This is a genomic window from Streptomyces sp. NPDC021019 (assembly GCF_044333295.1).
In the GTDB taxonomy this organism is placed as follows: Bacteria; Actinomycetota; Actinomycetes; order Streptomycetales; family Streptomycetaceae; genus Streptomyces.
Genome location: NZ_JBIRQR010000001.1, coordinates 1567250 through 1583505 on the forward strand (window position 1 = coordinate 1567250; position 16256 = coordinate 1583505).

Sequence of the window (16256 nt, forward strand, 5' to 3'; positions counted from 1 at the left end):
TCAGTCCCCGACCATGATCGTGGTGAGGATCGCGGCGAGATAGCTCGGGTCGCGCACTCCGCACAGCTCGCGCGCCGAGTGCATCGACAGGCCGGGCACCCCGACGTCCACCGTGGTGACGCCGAGGCGGGCCGCCGTGAGCGGGCCGATCGACGTACCGCAGGGCATCGCGTTGTTGGAGACGAACGGCTGCCAGGGGGCCCCGGCCCGCTCGGCCGCCGCCGTGAACACCGCGAAGCCGGTGGAGTCGGTGGCATACCGCTGGTTGACGTTCACCTTGACCGTCGGGCCGCCGTTGGGGAGCGGACGGTGGTCGGGGTCGTGCCGCTCCGCGTAGTTGGGGTGCACCGCGTGCGCCATGTCGGCGGAGACGCAGAACGCGCCCGCCAGCGCCCGCGACCAGTCCTCCTCGCTGCCGCCGCGCGCCGAAACGGACCGGGACAGGATCCGCTCCAGCAGCGGGCTCTGCGCACCCGTCTCGGAACCGCTGCCGACCTCCTCGTGGTCGAAGGCGGCCAGCACCGGTACGAAGGAGGGCTGCGTGGCTCCCGTCGCCGCGTCCACCAGGGCGGTCACCCCGGCGTGCACCGAGACCTGGTTGTCCAGCCGGGACGCCACCACGAACTCCTGGTCCACGCCCAGGTATCCGGGCGGCTGGACGTCGTGCAGCATCAGGTCCCAGCCCAGCACGTCCGCCGGGTCCTCCCCGGCGGCCGAGGCGACCCGGCGCAGCAGCTCGCCCTCCCGCGGGTCGCCCAGCGCCCAGATCGGCGCGATGTGCCGCTGCCGGTCCAGGGCCACGCCCTCGTTCACCGAACGGTCCAGGTGAATGGCCAACTGGGGCACTCGCAGCAGGGGTTCGTCGATCTGTACGAGCCGGCTGCGCGGGGCGCCGTCCGGGCCGCGCAGAGCGAGGCGGCCGGAGACGCCGAGGTCCCGGTCGAGCCAGGTGTTCAGCGGGACCCCGCCGTAGATCTCCACGCCGATCTGCCGCCACCCAGAAGTGCCGGTGTCCGGCGCCGGTTTGATCCGCAGGTTCGGGGAGTCGGTGTGGGTGCCGACGATCCGGAACGGGGTGTGGGCGGGCGCGCCCTCGGGGACGTACCAGGCGATCAGCGCACCGGCGCGGCTGACGAAGCAGCCGCCGGTCGCCCCCGTCCAGTCGTCCGTGCCACGCAGTTCGCGGAACCCGGCCTTCTCCAGACGCTGGGCCGCACTGGCCACCACGTGGTACGGGGAAGGGCTGGCGGCGATGAAGGAGAGCAGGTCGTCGGTGTGGCTGCGGTTGGGGGCCGGAGTCATACGGCGTCCGCCTTTCCGGTGTTCGGCAGTGACTGGGAGGGTGACGGTCCACCGGGCCGGTCGGGCCCGGCGCTGGCGTCCCCGGCTGAGCCTCCGGAGCCTCGGCCCGGGGGCCCCTGCCGGGGGCGCTCCCCGAGGAGTTCCCGCACCGGCCGGTCGGGCCGGGCGCTGAACTCCGCGAGCAGGTCGGTGTACGACGCGAGAAGGTCGTGGGCGGTCGTGTGGTCCCACAGGTCGGTGGAGAATTCCAGGAATGTTCGATAACCCTTCGCGGGGTCCCGGCGCGGCGCAAGTCCGAAGCACAGTTCGCTGCGGGAAAGCGGCGGTGCCAGATCGGCCACCTCGACCCGGAGCCCGGGGATCTCGATGTCCGTGTCGACGGAGTTCTGGAACGCCAGGACGTGCGGAACCCGGTCGGGGACGCTGACAGCGCCAGCGTCCCGCATCGCCTGCATGATGCGCGCGGTGGGCAGCACATGCGCCATGGCACCGAGCGCGCCCACGCCCGTACGGACCGCGAGCTCCGCGCAGGTCTCGTCAAGATTGGCTGAATCCAGTCGTACGCGGACCATCACCGCGGTGGACGTCATCGCCACGAGCGACTCCGAGGCGGTGCCCTCGCGGTTGGCGTACGGCACGCTCAGCAAGGTGTCCTCCTCTCCCGACAGCCGGGCCAGGAACACTCCGAGGGCCGCCGCCGCGACCGCGAACGGGGTGGTGTGCCGCTCGGCCGCCAGCTTCTCCACCGCCGCCCGCACCTCACCCGTCGCGACCCCGCGCACGGTGTCCCCGTGCCCGCTCAGCTTCTTCGGGCGCGGCCGGTCCGTCGGTACGGGGACGGCGGACGGCACCCCGTCCAGGTAACGGGCGCAGAACGCGGCCCGCTCCGCCTCGGCGCCGGGATCGTGCCGCTCCCGCTGCCACCGGGCGTACCCGGGCGCCTGCATCGCCGGATCGGGCAGGCCGTGCGGGACACCCGCGGCGGCCGCCGTGTAGAGCGCGGCGATCTCCGCGAGCAGCACGGACAGCGACCAGCCGTCGGCGCAGACGTGGTGCAGGACGAACATCAGCTCCCAGCGGTCCTCCTCGACCCGCAGCAGCCGCGTCCGGGGCTGGAGCGACCGACCCAGGTCGAACGGGGCCGCCGCGTCGGCCCGGCACAGGGCGTCGGCCCGGGGCCGACGCTCCCCGACGGGCAGCCCGGTCAGATCCTCCACCGGCAGCGCCACCGGCTCGGCCGCCAGCACCTCCTGCCACCACGGCCCGTCCGGCGCCCCCTCCCGCGCGAACCTGGTCCGCAGCCCGTCGTGCCGGGCGACCAGCTCGGTCACGGCGGACCGCAGGGCCGCCGGGTCCAGCGCCCCGGTGAAGGTGATGCGCGTGGGCACGTTCCACACGGCGGGGTCGGGCATGGCGTGGTGCCCGGCGATCATCCGGGCCTGCTGGTCGCTGACGGGGGCGCGGTCGACGACGGCCACGACCTCCGTCCCGGGCCCGCCCGTGTCCGGCCCCACCGGCTTCGGCTCCTCCGTCTCCGGGCCGCCCGCCAACTGCTCCGTCATGGCCCGCAGGGTGGCGTCGGCGAAGAAGTCCGCCAGCGGGTAGTCGACGCCCAGCGTGTCCCTGACCCGGTTCACCAGGCGGATCGCGGCGATCGAATTGCCCCCCAGGTCGAAGAAGTTGCTGTCGGCGGCGAAGCCCGGCCGGCCGAGGACGGACTCCCAGACCTCGCGGAGCAGCACGGCGGTGTCGGCGGCCTTCCGCGTCCCCGGCTCCGCCGTGTCGTCCGGATCCGCCGTGCCGGCCCCGGGCGCCGGGTCCGGTGCCGCCGTCGTATCCGATGCGGCCGTGGTGTCCGGTGTGGCGGTGTTCCCGGCGCCCGGTCCGCCCGGTCCGCCCGGTCCGCCCGGTCCGCTCGGTCCGCTCGGTCCGCTCGGTCCGCCCGGGCCGTCCGGTCCGTCCGGGCCTTCCTCGACCGGGTCCGCCATCGCGTCCAACTGCCGGTCCAGCTCGACGAGATACCCCTCCGCGGTCGCCGCGTCGAACAGATCCGCGTCATAGCGCAGCCGCAGCCGCAGGCCCCCGTCCTGAACCTGGACAGCCATCAGGGCCAGCTCCAGCGGCGCCGACTCCGTCCCGGCCGCCACGCCCTCGGCCCGCAGGCCGGGCAGGTCGATTCCGGCCAGCGCCGCCCGGTCGAGGTCGACCGAAACGGTCACCAGCGGGCGCGGATTCCCCGGGTCCGGGTGGACGGCCGCCAGGAGCGCGTCCAGGTCCACCCCCCTGTGCTCGTCCGCCGCGAACAGCGCCCGCCCGGTGGCCCGTACGGCCTCCGGCGACGAGGTCGCGTCGGTGGCGGACAGCGGCAACGGCAGCAGCGCCACGTGGAACCCGACCGTGTCCGCCGTCGCGGGCGACCGCCGCCCGAACGTCGTGCCGAGCAGGAACGCGTCCTGCCCCGACCGCCGTCGCAGCACCAGCTGCCACGCCGTGCACAGCGTGGCGAAGAGGGTCACGCCCTGCTGCCCGCTCCACTCCCGCAGCCGGTCGGCCCGCTCCCGGCCCACGGTCCGGGACACCGCCCCGCCGCGCCCCGCCACCCGGCGACCGCGCGGCCGGTCCGTGGGCAGGACCAGCACCGGCGGCCGGTCGCCCAGGAGCTCGCGCCACCAGGCCAGGTCGGCCGCGTCGGCCGGCGGCTCGGGGGCGCCGACGGTCGTCCCGGCGGGGCGGTCGAAGGCCGGTGGACGTCCGGCACGGGCCGCCGTGTACAGCTCCTGGAGGTCCCCGGCGATCAGCGCGGCCGAGTGCGCGTCCGTGATGATGTGGTGCGTACCGAGCACCAGAACGTGGTCGTCGTCGGCCAGCCGGAGCAGCCGGGGCGTGAACAGCGGCCCCTCGGCCAGGTCGTAGGCCCGGCCGCTCTCCTCGGCGAGCAGCGCCCCGATCGCCCCCTCGGCGTCCTGCCCCCGGGCGTCGGTCACCGCCAGGGGGATGCGGAGCCCGTTCCGCACGACCTGGACGACGCCCGTCTCCTCCTCGGCCCGGAACACCGTGCGGAGCCCCGCGTGCCGCTCGACCAGGCCGTCCACCGCCGCCCGCAGCGCCGCCACGTCCAGCGGACCGCGCAGCCGTACGGCCCCCGTCTCGTTGTAGGCCGCCGAGTTCTCCATCAGCTGCGAAGCCAGCCACAGCCGCCGCTGCGCCGAGGTGGCGGGCGCGACCGTGTCCTCGGGCCGGGCGTCGCGCTCCTCCGTCCGGCGGCGCAGCGCGTCCAGGCGCTCCAGCCCCGACCGCAGCCGCTCCCGGTCCATCCCGAAGTCGACCAGCGCGGCGATCTCGTCCACCCCGGCCCCGTGCAGCGCGTCGACGAACGGGGCGACGCTCTCAGGCGTGCCGATCAGGGCCCGCCGGTCGCAGTAGCGGTCGTACGCGCGGCGGAACAGATAGTCCAGGTCCTCCTCGCCCGCCGCCGCCACGTCCTCGCGCCGGGACCCCGCGGCGGTGGCCGCCGAGCGCATCAGCAGCGATGACCGCAGATACCGCACCATCGGCTCCAGCGCCTCGGCCCGGGCGGTGGCGTGGTCGTCGCCGAGATACGTGTGCACCAGCACCGTCACCCGCCCGGCCGCCGGGTCGAGCCCGCACTCCGCACGCGTACGCCGGTAGTGCGCGATGTTCGCGGCCAGCTCGTCCACGGTCTGGCTCATCAGGTTGGTGACGACCCCGAGGCCGCGCCGGGCCGCCTCCTCGTACGACGCCCGCTGCCCGGAGGTGGCCAGGAAGAACGGCGGCTCCTCCTGAACCGGGCGCGGCCGGATCCGGATCTCCGCCTCCGCGCCCTCGCCCGTGCGCCGCCGCACCGCCTCCCCGCGCCAGAGCCGGCGCACCTCGTCGAGGTGGTCGAAGGCGATCCGCCGCCGGTCCGTGAACCGGTCCGGGTACAGGGCGAAGTCCCGGGCGTGCCAGCCGGTGGCGCAGCCGATGCCGACCCGGCCGCCGGAGAGGTTGTCCACCACCGACCACTCCTCGGCGACCCGCACCGGATCGTGCAGCGGCAGCACGACCGAGCCGGCGTTGATCCGGACGCTCCCGGTCTCCCGGGCCACGGCGGCGGCGAGCACGGCGGGGTTCGGGAAGATACCGCCGAAGGAGTCGAAGTGCCGCTCGGGCAGCCAGACGGAGGAGAAGCCGTGCTCGTCGGCGAAGCGCGCGGTCTCCAGCACGGTGTCGTACGCCTCCGGGGCGCCGCTGCCACCGCCGCTTCCGTCGGCCTCACCGGTCTCCGGATAGTCGCCGAAGAAGTAGACACCGAAGTCGGGTGCGGGACGGCGCGCTGCTGCCCGCCTGACGGGGGTCGGGCGGGCGGACCGGGGGAAGAACCCGCCGTCGCGCAGCTCGCGCAGCGATCCCTCCACCGCCTCCGCGACCCGGTTCACGTCGTCCTCCGTGTGGGCGGTGGAGAGGTAGAAGCTGCGCCACTCCCATACGTACACGCCGCGCAGTTGGAGGTGGTGGTAGAGCAACTCGAGGTCCGCGCGGTGCTTGAAGCGGAACATGGACCCGAAGTGGGCGAGTTCGAGCGGGAATTCCTCGTCGCGGAAGAAGGCGTTGAGCCGGTCCGCGAGCGCCTGGGTGCTGGCGTTCAGGCCGCTCTGGAGGCCGGGCCCCCGCTCGGTGAGGTGGGTGAGCACCGCGCGGGCCGCCGCCATCGACAGCGGGTGCTGCATGTACGTTCCGCCGATGAACGTGGTCTCGCGCGAGGGGCCGCCGGGCTCCCCGTACCGCCAGAACCCGCCGTCCACACCGTCGAGCAGATCCGCCCGCCCCGCCACCGCGCCGATCGGGAAGCCGCCCCCGAGCGCCTTGCCGTACGTGGCGAGGTCCGGCACCACCCCGAAGTGCGCCTGTGCGCCGCGCGGGTGGGGGCGGAGCCCCGTCAGCATCTCGTCGAAGAGCAGCACGATGCCCCGGCGGGCCGTGAGTTCGCGCAGCGCGCGGACGAATTCCACCGGCCGCAGCCCCGGGTTGCGGCACTGCACGGGCTCGACGAGGACGGCCGCGATGCCGTCCCCGAGGGCGTCGATCGTCTCCAGGGACTCCTGGGCCCCGTACTCCAGCACGATCAGCTCCGCGACCGCGCTGGCCGGGATGCCCCGGGAGACGGGCACGGCGTGCTGCCCGGGCCCGCCCGGCCGGCCGAGGACGGAGTCGATGTGCCCGTGGTACGAGCCCCGGAACATGACGACCTTGTCGCGCCCGGTGGCGGCGCGGGCCAGCCGGATCGCGGCCGAGTTCGCCTCCGTGCCGGACGAGGCGAAGGCGACCCGGTCCAGGCCGGTCAGCGAGGCGAGCAGCGCCGCGGCCTCCCCGGTGTCGGGGGACCGGGGGCCGAAGCGCAGCCCGTCCGAGAGGTGGCGGCGCACGGCCTCGGTGACGGGCTCCGCCTCGTGGCCGAGGAGGAGCGCGCCGAACCCCATGGTGATGTCGGTGTAGGTGTTGCCGTCCACGTCGGTGAGCCGGGAGCCGTGCGCCGAGCGGGCCGCGACCGGGTAGAGCATCTCCTTGGTGGCGTCCCGGAACCCGACGACGGCGCGGCTGTCGGCGAGCACCGAACGGTGCCGCTGGGCCAGCTCCTTGGAGGTGCGGGTGCGCTCGGTGAACCGCCGGACCAGGGAGGCGGTGTGGGCCCGCTGGGCCTCGTCGGCCCCCGCCCCGGCCATCCCGCCCGCCGCGTCCACGACGAGACGGGGGCCGTGAGCGGTCTCCCCGGCGGTGGGTTTCGTGTCCTGCGCCGCAACCTGGCGGCGGGCCTCCGCGAGCCGGGCGGTGAGCGCGCGGGACAGCTCCGCCGCCCGGGCCACGGCCTCGGCGGCAGTGGTGGTGGCGGTGGTGGCGGCGCCCCTCCCCGTCCCGGCCTCGGCCTCGGCGGATGCGGGTATCCCCGCGCTCATCGGCCGTCCGTCCCCGTGCTGCGGGCGGTCAGCAGGGCGACGGCCTCGGAGAGCTGGGTGAGCATCGTTGCCTGGGTCTCGGCCAGTTGGCGCAGCTGCTCGGAGAGGGCGGCGACCTCGGCCCGGGTGGCGTACGCGGGCCCGTCGACGGCAGGCGCGGGCGCGGGCACGGAAGCGGGCGCGGAAGCGAGCACGGAAGCAGGCGCGGGCACCGGCACGGACGGCGGCTCCACCGCTGCCGTCGGCGGGGAAGTCCGCCGCCCGGCTATCAGCGCTGCCGTCGACCGGGGTGTGCCCGCCTCCTCCAGGATCTCCCGCATGCTGATCTCGGTGCCGAATTCGGCCTCCAGCTGCCGCACCATCCCGATGAGCTGGAGCGAGTCCGCGCCGAGGCCGACGAAGGTACGGTCGGCGGCAACCTCGTCGGGCCGGTGGCCGAGATGGCGCGCGGTCAGCTCCAGCACTCTGTTCAGTACGGCCTGTGCGGTCATGCGGTCCTCCGTGCGGCGTGGGGATGAGTGAGCGGGCCCGCCGGTCGACGCGGGCAGCTGCGTGAGCGAGGTGAGCGAGGCGGGCGAGGTGGGCGAGGTCGGCGGGCGGGGCAGTGCCGGAGGCGTGTACGCGGCCGGGCCCCGCCAGTGCGAGCGGCGCTGGAAGGGGTACGTGGGCAGCCGCACGCGCCGTCCGCCGCAGCGGTCGAGCAGCGCCGCCCAGTCCACCGCGGCCCCGCCGCAGTGCAGCGCGGCCACCGCGCGCTCCCACCGCCGCGTCGGTACGCAGACCGCGTCCGGCAGCGACCGGCGGACCAGGCCCGTCAGCACGGCGGACGGGCCCAGCTCCAGCAGCAGCGGGGACCCGGCCAGCCGGTCCAGGACGGCGGCGAAGTCCGCCGTGCGGCGGGCCTGCGCGACCAGGTACGCGGCGTCCGGCCGCCACCCGACGGGGCGGACCGTGCCGTCGATGCCGTCCACGAACTCCGTGTGCGTCGGCCGGAGTTCCGCCTTGTCGGCCAGCACCCGGAAATCCTCCAGCGCCGGGTCGAGCAGCGCCGTGTGGAACGCCCGGTCCACCGCCAGCACCTCGTACGCCTCACCCCGCGCGGCCAGCAGCGCCCGTGCCGCGTCCACCGCCTCCGGCGGACCGCCCAGCACGTGGTGCGCGGCGCCGTTGACCACGGCGAGCTCCAGCCCGGGGACGGCGGCCAGCAGCTCCCCCACCCGGGCCCGGGGGACGAACGCGGAGACCATCGCGCCCGGGGCCGACCGCTCCAGCATCAGCCGCCCGCGCCCGCACACCAGCCGCATCGCGTCCCCGGTCTCCAGGGCCCCGGCCACGCACAGCGCCGCGTACGCGCCGACGCTGTGCCCGGCGACCCGGGCCGGGGTGATCCCGAGCCGCTCCCACAGCCGGGCCTGGGCGAGCTGGAGGGCGAACAGGGCGGGCTGCGCGAAGGCGGTGTCCCACCGCTCGGGGCCCCGTCCGCCGACGATCCGGTCCAGGAAGTCGTCCCGCCCGGTCTCCTCCCCGTACACCCGGGCACAGGCGTCGAGCACCTCGGCCACCACCGGGAGACGCGCGGCGAGTTCCGCGCCCATGCCCGGATGCCCGCCGCCCTGGCCGCTGAAGAGGAACACCGGCCGCCGCTCCCGTACGCCGTCGGCGACCCCGGTCGTGTACGCCTCGCCCTCCGGGGCCCCGGACAGGAACGCGTCGAGGCCGGCCACCGGGTCCGCCCCCGTGACGACCAGCCGGTGCGGCAGATGCCGCCGCCCGAGAGCCGTGGTGGTCAGCAGATCGGCGGGGGAGAGGGGCGGCCCGTCCGCCAGGTGGTCCCGCAGGGCGGCGGCGTACGCCCGCAGCGCGTCCCCGTCGGCCGCCGAGAGCGGCAGCAGCGCGGGCGCGGGCACGTCGCCGGAGACCGACGTGGTGCGCGGGGGCTCCGGCGCCTGTTCCAGGATCACATGAGCGTTCGTACCGCCCATGCCGATGGAGTGCACACCGGCTCGCCGCACCCCCGCCAGCGGCCAGGCACTTTCCCGTACCGGCAGCAGGAACGGGCTGTCGTCCACCGCCAGCGCCGGGTTGGGCCGGGAGAAGTTCACCAGCGGCGGGACCACCCCGTGCCGCAGCACCTCGACGGCCTTGATCAGCCCCGCCAGCCCCGCCGCGCTGTCCAGGTGGCCGATGGCCGGTTTCGTCGAGCCGAGCGCGCAGAAGCCGGTCCGGTCGGTGTGCGCGCGGAACGCCTCGGTCAGGGCCGCGAACTCGATCGGGTCGCCCTTCAGCGTGCCGGTGCCGTGCGCCTCCACGTAGCCGATCGACGCCGCGTCCACGTCCGCCGCGCGCAGCGCCCCGAGCACCGCGTCCCGCTGCCCGGCGACCCCGGGGGCGGCGAACCCCCCTCTCCCCGGGCCGTCGCCGGTCGCCTTGTCCGAGCCGTCGTTGGTGACCGCCGAGCCCAGGATCACCGCGTGCACGGTGTCGCCGTCGGCCAGCGCCCGGGCCAGCGGCTTGAGGAGGACGGCGGCGGCCCCGTTGCCCCCGACGGTGCCGTCCGCGTCCGCGTCGAAGGCCCGGACCGTGCCGGTGGGGGAGAGGGTGGAGCCCTTCACCGGGACCTGGCCGGTGACCCCCGGCAGATGCAGGGCGGCGGAGCCCACCAGCATCAGCTCCGCGTCCCCGGCGCGCAGCGCCTGGCAGGCCAGATGGACCGAGACGAGAGCGCTGGAGCAGGCCGTCGAGACGGTCAGCGCGGGACCGGTCAGACCGAGCCGGAAGGCGGCCCGGGTCGCGGTGAAGTCGGGGTAGTTGCCGACCTGGACCTGCTTGGCGGTCATCCAGTCGCCCAAGCCGGCCTCCGCCGCCAGGTTCTCCGCCAGATAGCTGTGCAGCGAGTACAGGCGGTAGCCGGAGCTGCCGTACACCCCGATCCGTACGGAGCCGCCGTCGCCGCCCGCGTAACGGTCCTCGCCGCCCGCGTAACCCCCGTCCTCCAGTGCGTGGAAGCAGCACTCCAGGAACAGCCGCTGCTGCGGATCGGTCAGCTCCGCCTCCCGCCCGCTCATCCCGAAGAACCCGGCGTCGAAACCGTCCACGTCCGCCAGGAGCGCGCTCGCTCCGCCGAACCCCGGTCGCTCGTACTCCGCCGCCGGTACCCCCGCCGCGGCGAACTCGGCCCGAGTGAAACGGCGTACGTGGCCGGTCCCCGCCCGGATGTCGCGCCAGTACGCCTCGGGGGTGTCAGCCCCCGGAAACCTCAGCGCCGTCCCGATCACCGCGATCCGGTCGTCCCTCAACGGCTTCTTCCTTTCGCAGCCCCGCACGCCCCGCACGTTCCGCCCGCCGCACTCCCGCCACCCTCAGCAGGAACACCACGGCGACGACGATGGCGGCGCCGTGGGACCAGCCCACCACGGCCAGCGGGGAGAACCGGTCGAGGGCCGCCGCCACAAGGATCATGCCGACGCCGAAGCCGAGGTTCTCGAAAGTGGCCGAAAGACCGAAGGCATGGCCGCGCAACGTGGCCGGAAGTGTCTGGAGATGCGAGGTGTACGCGACCTCGGTGAGGCCGTCCGCGGCCCCCGCGATCAGCGCGATCACCGCGGTCACGGCCAGCGGGAAGCCGGCGAACGCCGCGATGAACGCCGCCGACATCACCACCGTGCCGTAGCCGAATCCGAGCGCCCCCACAGAGCGTCCGGTGCGCTGCGCGTACCGCTGGATCACCTGCTGGGCCCCGATGTTGCCGAGCGCCCACACGCACCAGAACGCGCTGACGAACACGGCGGGGTTCGACGCGTCGAGCGAGGTGGAGTAGATCGGCAGCGCCGCGTTGTGGGACGAGGAACCGAACGCGTCGACCCCGCGCAGGGCCACCATCAGGCCCATCCCGGGGGCGGCGGCCAGCGCGAGGAAGGCGACGGGCCGCCAGCGCCTGCCGCCCGTCGCGGACGAGGCACCCGAGGCGCCCCGCTCGGCCCCGGAGCCCTCGGAGGCCGTGCCACCCGCTCCCTTGGCATCCGCTCCCTTGCCGCCGGCTCCCCTGCCTCCGGCGATCGGCAGCAGGGCCACCGTCACCGCGCAGGCCACGAACGTCGCCATGTCGACAACGAAGGCCGCCGTGTACCCCACGAGGGACACCACCACGCCCGCCGAGGCGAACCCTGCCACCATGGCCAGCGAACGGCCGGTGATCGAGAGGGAGTTCGCCCAGGCTCTGCGGTCCTCCCCGACCATCTCCGGGATCGAACTGCGCAACGCCACCATGAACAGCGTCCCGCACGCCCCGATCACCACCGAGACGGCCATCAGCGCACCGGTCAGCAGACCGTCCGGCGCCAGGATGAGCACCAGCATCACGGCGCCCTGTCCGACGTTGGCCCACAGCATGATGGTCTTCGCGCTGAAACGGACGAGCAGACCGCCCACGACCAGACCGGCGACGAATCCGGAGGCGAGCCGCACCGCCATGAACAGCCCCATGGCCAGCGCCCGGCCCGTCGTCTCGTAGACGAAGAGATTCAGCGCCACCATATTCAGGAAAGTGCCGTAGGAAGACACCGCGTACCCGGCGACGAGGAATCGGAAACGGCGCTCGGAGACCGCGGCCTCCCGGGCCTCCCGGGAGTTCCGGGCACCGCCGTCCGCCTCGTCCGCCTTCGGCCCGTCCGCACTGCCCATTCCAGTTGTCACCCGGACATAATCGTCGCGCACGGACGCCGGACGGAGGTCTCACGATTGCACAAAGGTAATCTGCATCCTTGTGAAGGACGATCATTCCCCCTCACCGGTATGTGATTGCCGTGAATCACCCTCGGACCGGTCGATACCGGAAGAACCCTGCGAGGCGGCGCTCGCGGCCTATCGTCGTGCGCTGACGGAGGGCCGCCTCCCGGCCGGCGCCGCGCCCCCCTGCCTGCGGTCCCTGCACCTGATGGTGGCCGACCAGGAATCACCCGGCTACCTCGTCCCCGTGCCGCCGGAGACCGCCTCGTTCGCCGCGCTCGCCCCGATCGAGGAGGCGATCGTCGAGCGGCGCCGCACCCTGCGCTCCGCCCGCGCCACCCTCGCCGCCTTCGAGGGGCTCTACGCCGAGATGCACCGGCAGGAACGCCCCGCCCTCACCCGGCTCTCCGGCACGGCCGTCATCGGCAAGGCCCTGGACGCCGGGGTCAGCGGCTGCCGCACCGAGGTCCGCACCGCCCACCCCGGCGGCGGGCGCCCCGCCCACGTCCTGGAGCAGTCGCTCCCGCGCGACCTGGGCAACCTGCGCCGCGGCATCCGGCAGCGCACCCTCTACCAGCACACCGTCCGCTCGGACCGCACCACGCTCGCCTACATCGAGCAGGTGACCGCCGAGGGCGCCGAGGTCAGGACCCTGGCGGAGGTCGCCGACCGGTTCATCGTCTTCGACCGGGACCTCGCCCTCATCCCGTTCTCCGACGAACCGCACACCGCCCTGCGCGTCCAGCACCCGTCGCTGGTCCGCTTCCTGGTCCGCCACTTCGACGAGGCGTGGTCCCGCGCGGTCCCGGTCCGCCCCGAACGCGCGCCGCTGCGCACCCCCGTCGTCACCTCCGACCTCCAGCGCACCATCCTCCAGGCCGTCGTCAACGGCGAGACGGACGCCGCCATCGCCCGCCGGATCGGCATGAGCCGCCGCAGCGTCGCCGAGCACATGCGCAAGGTCTCCGAGCAGCTGGGCAGCAACAGCCGGGCGCAGCTGGGGTATCTGGTCGCGACCTCGGGCCTGCTGGACGGCCGATAACGCGCGGGAGGGCCCGTCCGCACGGACGGGCCCTCCCGGTGACGTCTACGGAACGTGGGTCAGCCGAGACCCGGCCCCCGCACCGGAATGCTGGTGAACGTCGGAGCCGGGGCGGGCTCGGTGAAGAAGTCGTTGCCCTTGTCGTCGACGACGACGAACGCGGGGAAGTCCTCGACCTCGATGCGCCAGACCGCCTCCATGCCGAGCTCCTCGTACTCGACGACCTCGACCTTCTTGATGCAGTCCTGCGCGAGGCGGGCCGCGGGGCCGCCGATCGAGCCGAGGTAGAAGCCGCCGTGGGAGCCGCAGGCGTCGGTGACCTGCTTGCTGCGGTTGCCCTTGGCGAGCATCACCTTCGAGCCGCCCGCCGCCTGGAACTGCTCCACGTACGAGTCCATCCGGCCGGCCGTCGTCGGGCCGAAGGAACCGGAGGCGTACCCCTCGGGAGTCTTCGCCGGGCCCGCGTAGTACACCGGGTGGTCCTTCAGGTACTGCGGCATCTCCTCGCCCGCGTCCAGCCGCTCCTTGATCTTGGCGTGCGCGATGTCGCGGGCCACGACCAGCGGGCCGGTCAGCGAGAGCCGGGTCTTGACCGGGTACTTGGTCAGCTCGGCCAGTACCTCGTCCATCGGCCGGTTGAGGTCGATCTCCACGACGTCTCCGCCCGCCCCGTCGAGGTGCTCGTCGGTGGTGTCGGGGAGGAAGCGCGCCGGGTCCTTCTCCAGCTGCTCCAGGAAGACGCCCTCGGCGGTGATCTTCGCGGTGGCCTGGCGGTCGGCCGAGCAGGACACGGCGATGGCGACGGGCAGCGAGGCCCCGTGCCGGGGCAGCCGCACCACGCGCACGTCGTGGCAGAAGTACTTGCCGCCGAACTGCGCGCCGATGCCGATCCGTTGCGTCAGCTCGAAGACCTTCTCCTCCAGCTCCTTGTCCCGGAAGCCGTGCCCGGTGGGCGAGCCCTCGGCGGGCAGCTCGTCCAGGTAGTGCGCGGAGGCGTACTTGGCGGTCTTCAGCGCGAACTCCGCCGAGGTGCCGCCGACCACGATGGCCAGGTGGTACGGCGGGCAGGCCGCGGTCCCCAGCGAACGGATCTTCTCCTCCAGGAACTTCATCATGGAGGCCTCGTTCAGGACGGCCTTCGTCTCCTGGTAGAGGAACGACTTGTTGGCCGAGCCGCCGCCCTTCGCCATGAAGAGGAACTTGTACGCGCCGCCGTCGGTGGCGTACAGCTCGATCTGGGCCGGCAGGTTGGAACCGGTGTTCTTCTCGTCCCACATGGTCAGCGGGGCCATCTGCGAGTAACGCAGGTTGAGCTTGGTGTACGCGTCGTAGATCCCGTGCGACAGGGCCTCCTCGTCACCGCCCTCGGTCAGCACGTTCTGCCCGCGCTTGCCCATGACGATCGCCGTACCGGTGTCCTGGCACATCGGCAGGACGCCCGCGGCGGCGATGTTGGCGTTCTTCAGGAGGTCCAGTGCCACGAACTTGTCGTTGGAGGACGCCTCCGGGTCGTCGACGATCCGCCGCAGCTGCGCCAGGTGGGCCGGACGCAGGTAGTGGGAGATGTCGTGCATCGCCTCGGCGGCCAGGGTGCGCAGCGCCTCCGGGGCGACCTTGAGGAACGTCCGGCCGTCGGCCTCGAAGGTGGAGACGCCCTCGGCGGTCACCAGACGGTACGGCGTGGTGTCCTCCCCCAGGGGGAGCAGATCGGAGTACGCAAACTCTGCCATGACGGCCATTCCTCACTCGGCGACGGCGGCTGACCTCCCTCGGGCAGCGCATCCACCAGGGTAGAGCGCCGCCCCCGGGACGATCCTGTGAGGTAAGGCTCACCTGGATGCGGCCGCCGGAAGGCGGGTGCGGGGCCGGGGCACGCCGGTTGGAGGGGTAGTCGCGATCTATCGCGTTTGGGTACGCTGGGGCGGTGGACCTAGAGAAGCAGCCCCAGCAGCCCCACGCGCCGGCCGCCCGACCGCCCGCCGAAGCCCTGGACGGCGATGGCATCCGCGCCTCCGACGCCGACCGCGACCGGATCGCGGACATCCTGCGAGAGGCGATGGCCGAGGGGCGTCTGACGGCGGACGAGCACGCGGAGCGGATCGACCTGGTCTACCGGGCCAAGACCGTCGGCGAACTCCAGCCGATGGTCCGGGACCTGCCCGCCGCCTCCGGTTCCACGGCCCGCCCGGACGCCCGGCCGTACGCCTACGGCCCCGAGGCCCCCGACGGCCCCGCTGACAATCTCGTCGCGGTCTTCAGCAGCGCCAACCGCAAGGGCCGTTGGCGGGTCGGCGGCCGGACGAACGCCTTCGCGCTCTTCGGCAGTGTGGAGATCGATCTGACCGAAGCGCTTTTCGGCCAACGCCTCACCGTTATCAACGCGACGTCCATCTTCGGCAGCGTCGACGTCCGGGTGCCGGAGAACATTTCCCTGCGCGGCAGCGGTACGGGCGTCTTCGGCAGCTTCGAAGTGCGGACGCTGGAATCGCCGGACCCGGAAGCACCGGTCGTCGTGGTCAACGGCTATTCCGTGTTCGGCAGCGTGGAAGCCAGGCCGAAGCGGGGGAAGTTCGTCGCGGACCTTCAGCAGCGGCTGCGCAAACATCTCGGCTACTGAATACGACGGGGCGCATGACATACGGCGGGGCGTACGACCTCCGGTAATCGGCCATAAAGCCGCCGGGGCGCATTCGGTGCGCCGCGCGCTGGTGCCACTCAGTGCATAGGCGTACGCACAGCGGGTAGGGAGTGCTGCATCGACTCTCGCTCGCGAAGCCGTAGCCGTCGTCAGGAGTAGACCGTGCTGCAAACGCCGCATCAGCCTCTGCAGGTCGCCGCCGTTCCGGCCCAGCGGACCCCCGCCCGGGAGGACGACGCGGGCCCCTGGCATTCCGATGCGGCCTGCCGCCGCGACGAGGCCGGCCTGTTCTTCGCCCCGTCGAAGGAGCCGACCGCCGCCCGGCTGGCCCGCGAGGAGGCCGCCAAGCGGGTCTGCGCCCGGTGTCCGGTCATGGTGGAGTGCCAGGAGCACGCGCTGATGCAGCCCGAGCCGTACGGGGTGTGGGGCGGGCTCACCGCCGCGGAGCGCCGGGTGGCGCTGGCCCGGCGGCGACGGCGGGCCGGCGAGCTCACGGCCGCCGCGACGACGTCGGAGCACATAGCGGCGGCGGGCTGAACGAGTCCCCGCCCCCGGAAGTCGCGCACATACGTACGGGGGAGGAGTGCGGGGAGCG

At 73.8% G+C, this 16256-nt stretch carries 8 protein-coding genes; 3 read left to right on the forward strand and 5 right to left on the reverse strand.

The window, feature by feature from the left end; translation table 11 throughout:
* The 4 genes from ACH4RG_RS07340 to ACH4RG_RS07355 are packed head-to-tail and all read right to left on the reverse strand — an operon-like array spanning nucleotide 1 to nucleotide 11936.
* A complete protein-coding gene (locus tag ACH4RG_RS07340) occupies nucleotides 1-1302 on the reverse strand; it encodes a M18 family aminopeptidase (protein ID WP_398161333.1) in 1302 nt (433 codons plus the stop codon).
* Nucleotides 1299-7256 (reverse strand): MupA/Atu3671 family FMN-dependent luciferase-like monooxygenase, encoded by a 5958-nt coding sequence (locus ACH4RG_RS07345; RefSeq protein ID WP_398539232.1) that lies wholly within the window; start codon nucleotides 7254-7256, stop codon nucleotides 1299-1301. Before ACH4RG_RS07345 ends, ACH4RG_RS07340 begins: the two co-directional genes overlap by 4 nt.
* Nucleotides 7253-10552 carry a type I polyketide synthase gene (locus ACH4RG_RS07350; protein ID WP_398539233.1) on the reverse strand — a complete coding sequence of 1100 codons (3300 nt, stop codon included), beginning with the start codon at nucleotides 10550-10552 and terminating at the stop codon, nucleotides 7253-7255. The genes ACH4RG_RS07345 and ACH4RG_RS07350 overlap by 4 nt, the downstream gene beginning before the upstream one ends.
* Nucleotides 10497-11936 carry an MFS transporter gene (locus ACH4RG_RS07355; protein ID WP_397920602.1) on the reverse strand — a complete coding sequence of 480 codons (1440 nt, stop codon included), beginning with the start codon at nucleotides 11934-11936 and terminating at the stop codon, nucleotides 10497-10499. The genes ACH4RG_RS07350 and ACH4RG_RS07355 overlap by 56 nt, the downstream gene beginning before the upstream one ends.
* A gap of 82 nt (nucleotides 11937-12018) precedes the next feature.
* Here ACH4RG_RS07355 and ACH4RG_RS07360 point away from each other — a divergent pair, with 82 nt between their 5' ends.
* Nucleotides 12019-13023, forward strand: coding sequence for a LuxR C-terminal-related transcriptional regulator (locus tag ACH4RG_RS07360; RefSeq protein ID WP_397920411.1), 1005 nt, complete (start codon nucleotides 12019-12021; stop codon nucleotides 13021-13023).
* Nucleotides 13024-13082: 59 nt separating this feature from the next.
* On the opposite strand, the gene ACH4RG_RS07365 is transcribed toward ACH4RG_RS07360, so the two are convergent.
* Nucleotides 13083-14753: a fumarate hydratase gene (locus tag ACH4RG_RS07365; protein ID WP_397920413.1), complete on the reverse strand. Its 1671-nt coding sequence runs from the start codon at nucleotides 14751-14753 to the stop codon at nucleotides 13083-13085.
* A gap of 194 nt (nucleotides 14754-14947) precedes the next feature.
* Here ACH4RG_RS07365 and ACH4RG_RS07370 point away from each other — a divergent pair, with 194 nt between their 5' ends.
* Together ACH4RG_RS07370 and ACH4RG_RS07375 are read left to right on the forward strand one after the other, a co-directional pair.
* The gene (locus ACH4RG_RS07370; RefSeq protein ID WP_397920415.1) at nucleotides 14948-15640 is read left to right on the forward strand and encodes a DUF1707 domain-containing protein; all 693 of its coding nucleotides are present in this window, start codon (nucleotides 14948-14950) and stop codon (nucleotides 15638-15640) included.
* A 183-nt stretch (nucleotides 15641-15823) separates the two neighbouring features.
* A complete protein-coding gene (locus ACH4RG_RS07375) occupies nucleotides 15824-16198 on the forward strand; it encodes a WhiB family transcriptional regulator (protein ID WP_397920417.1) in 375 nt (124 codons plus the stop codon).
* Nucleotides 16199-16256: the final 58 nt, after the last annotated feature.

Bases quoted from the DNA above. Each gene is read 5' to 3' on its own strand.
- ACH4RG_RS07340 (WP_398161333.1), bottom strand. From the start codon at position 1,302: ATGACTCCGGCCCCCAACCGCAGCCACACCGACGACCTGCTCTCCTTC.
- ACH4RG_RS07345 (WP_398539232.1), bottom strand. From the start codon at position 7,256: ATGAGCGCGGGGATACCCGCATCCGCCGAGGCCGAGGCCGGGACGGGG.
- ACH4RG_RS07355 (WP_397920602.1), bottom strand. From the start codon at position 11,936: ATGGGCAGTGCGGACGGGCCGAAGGCGGACGAGGCGGACGGCGGTGCC.
- ACH4RG_RS07365 (WP_397920413.1), bottom strand. From the start codon at position 14,753: ATGGCAGAGTTTGCGTACTCCGATCTGCTCCCCCTGGGGGAGGACACC.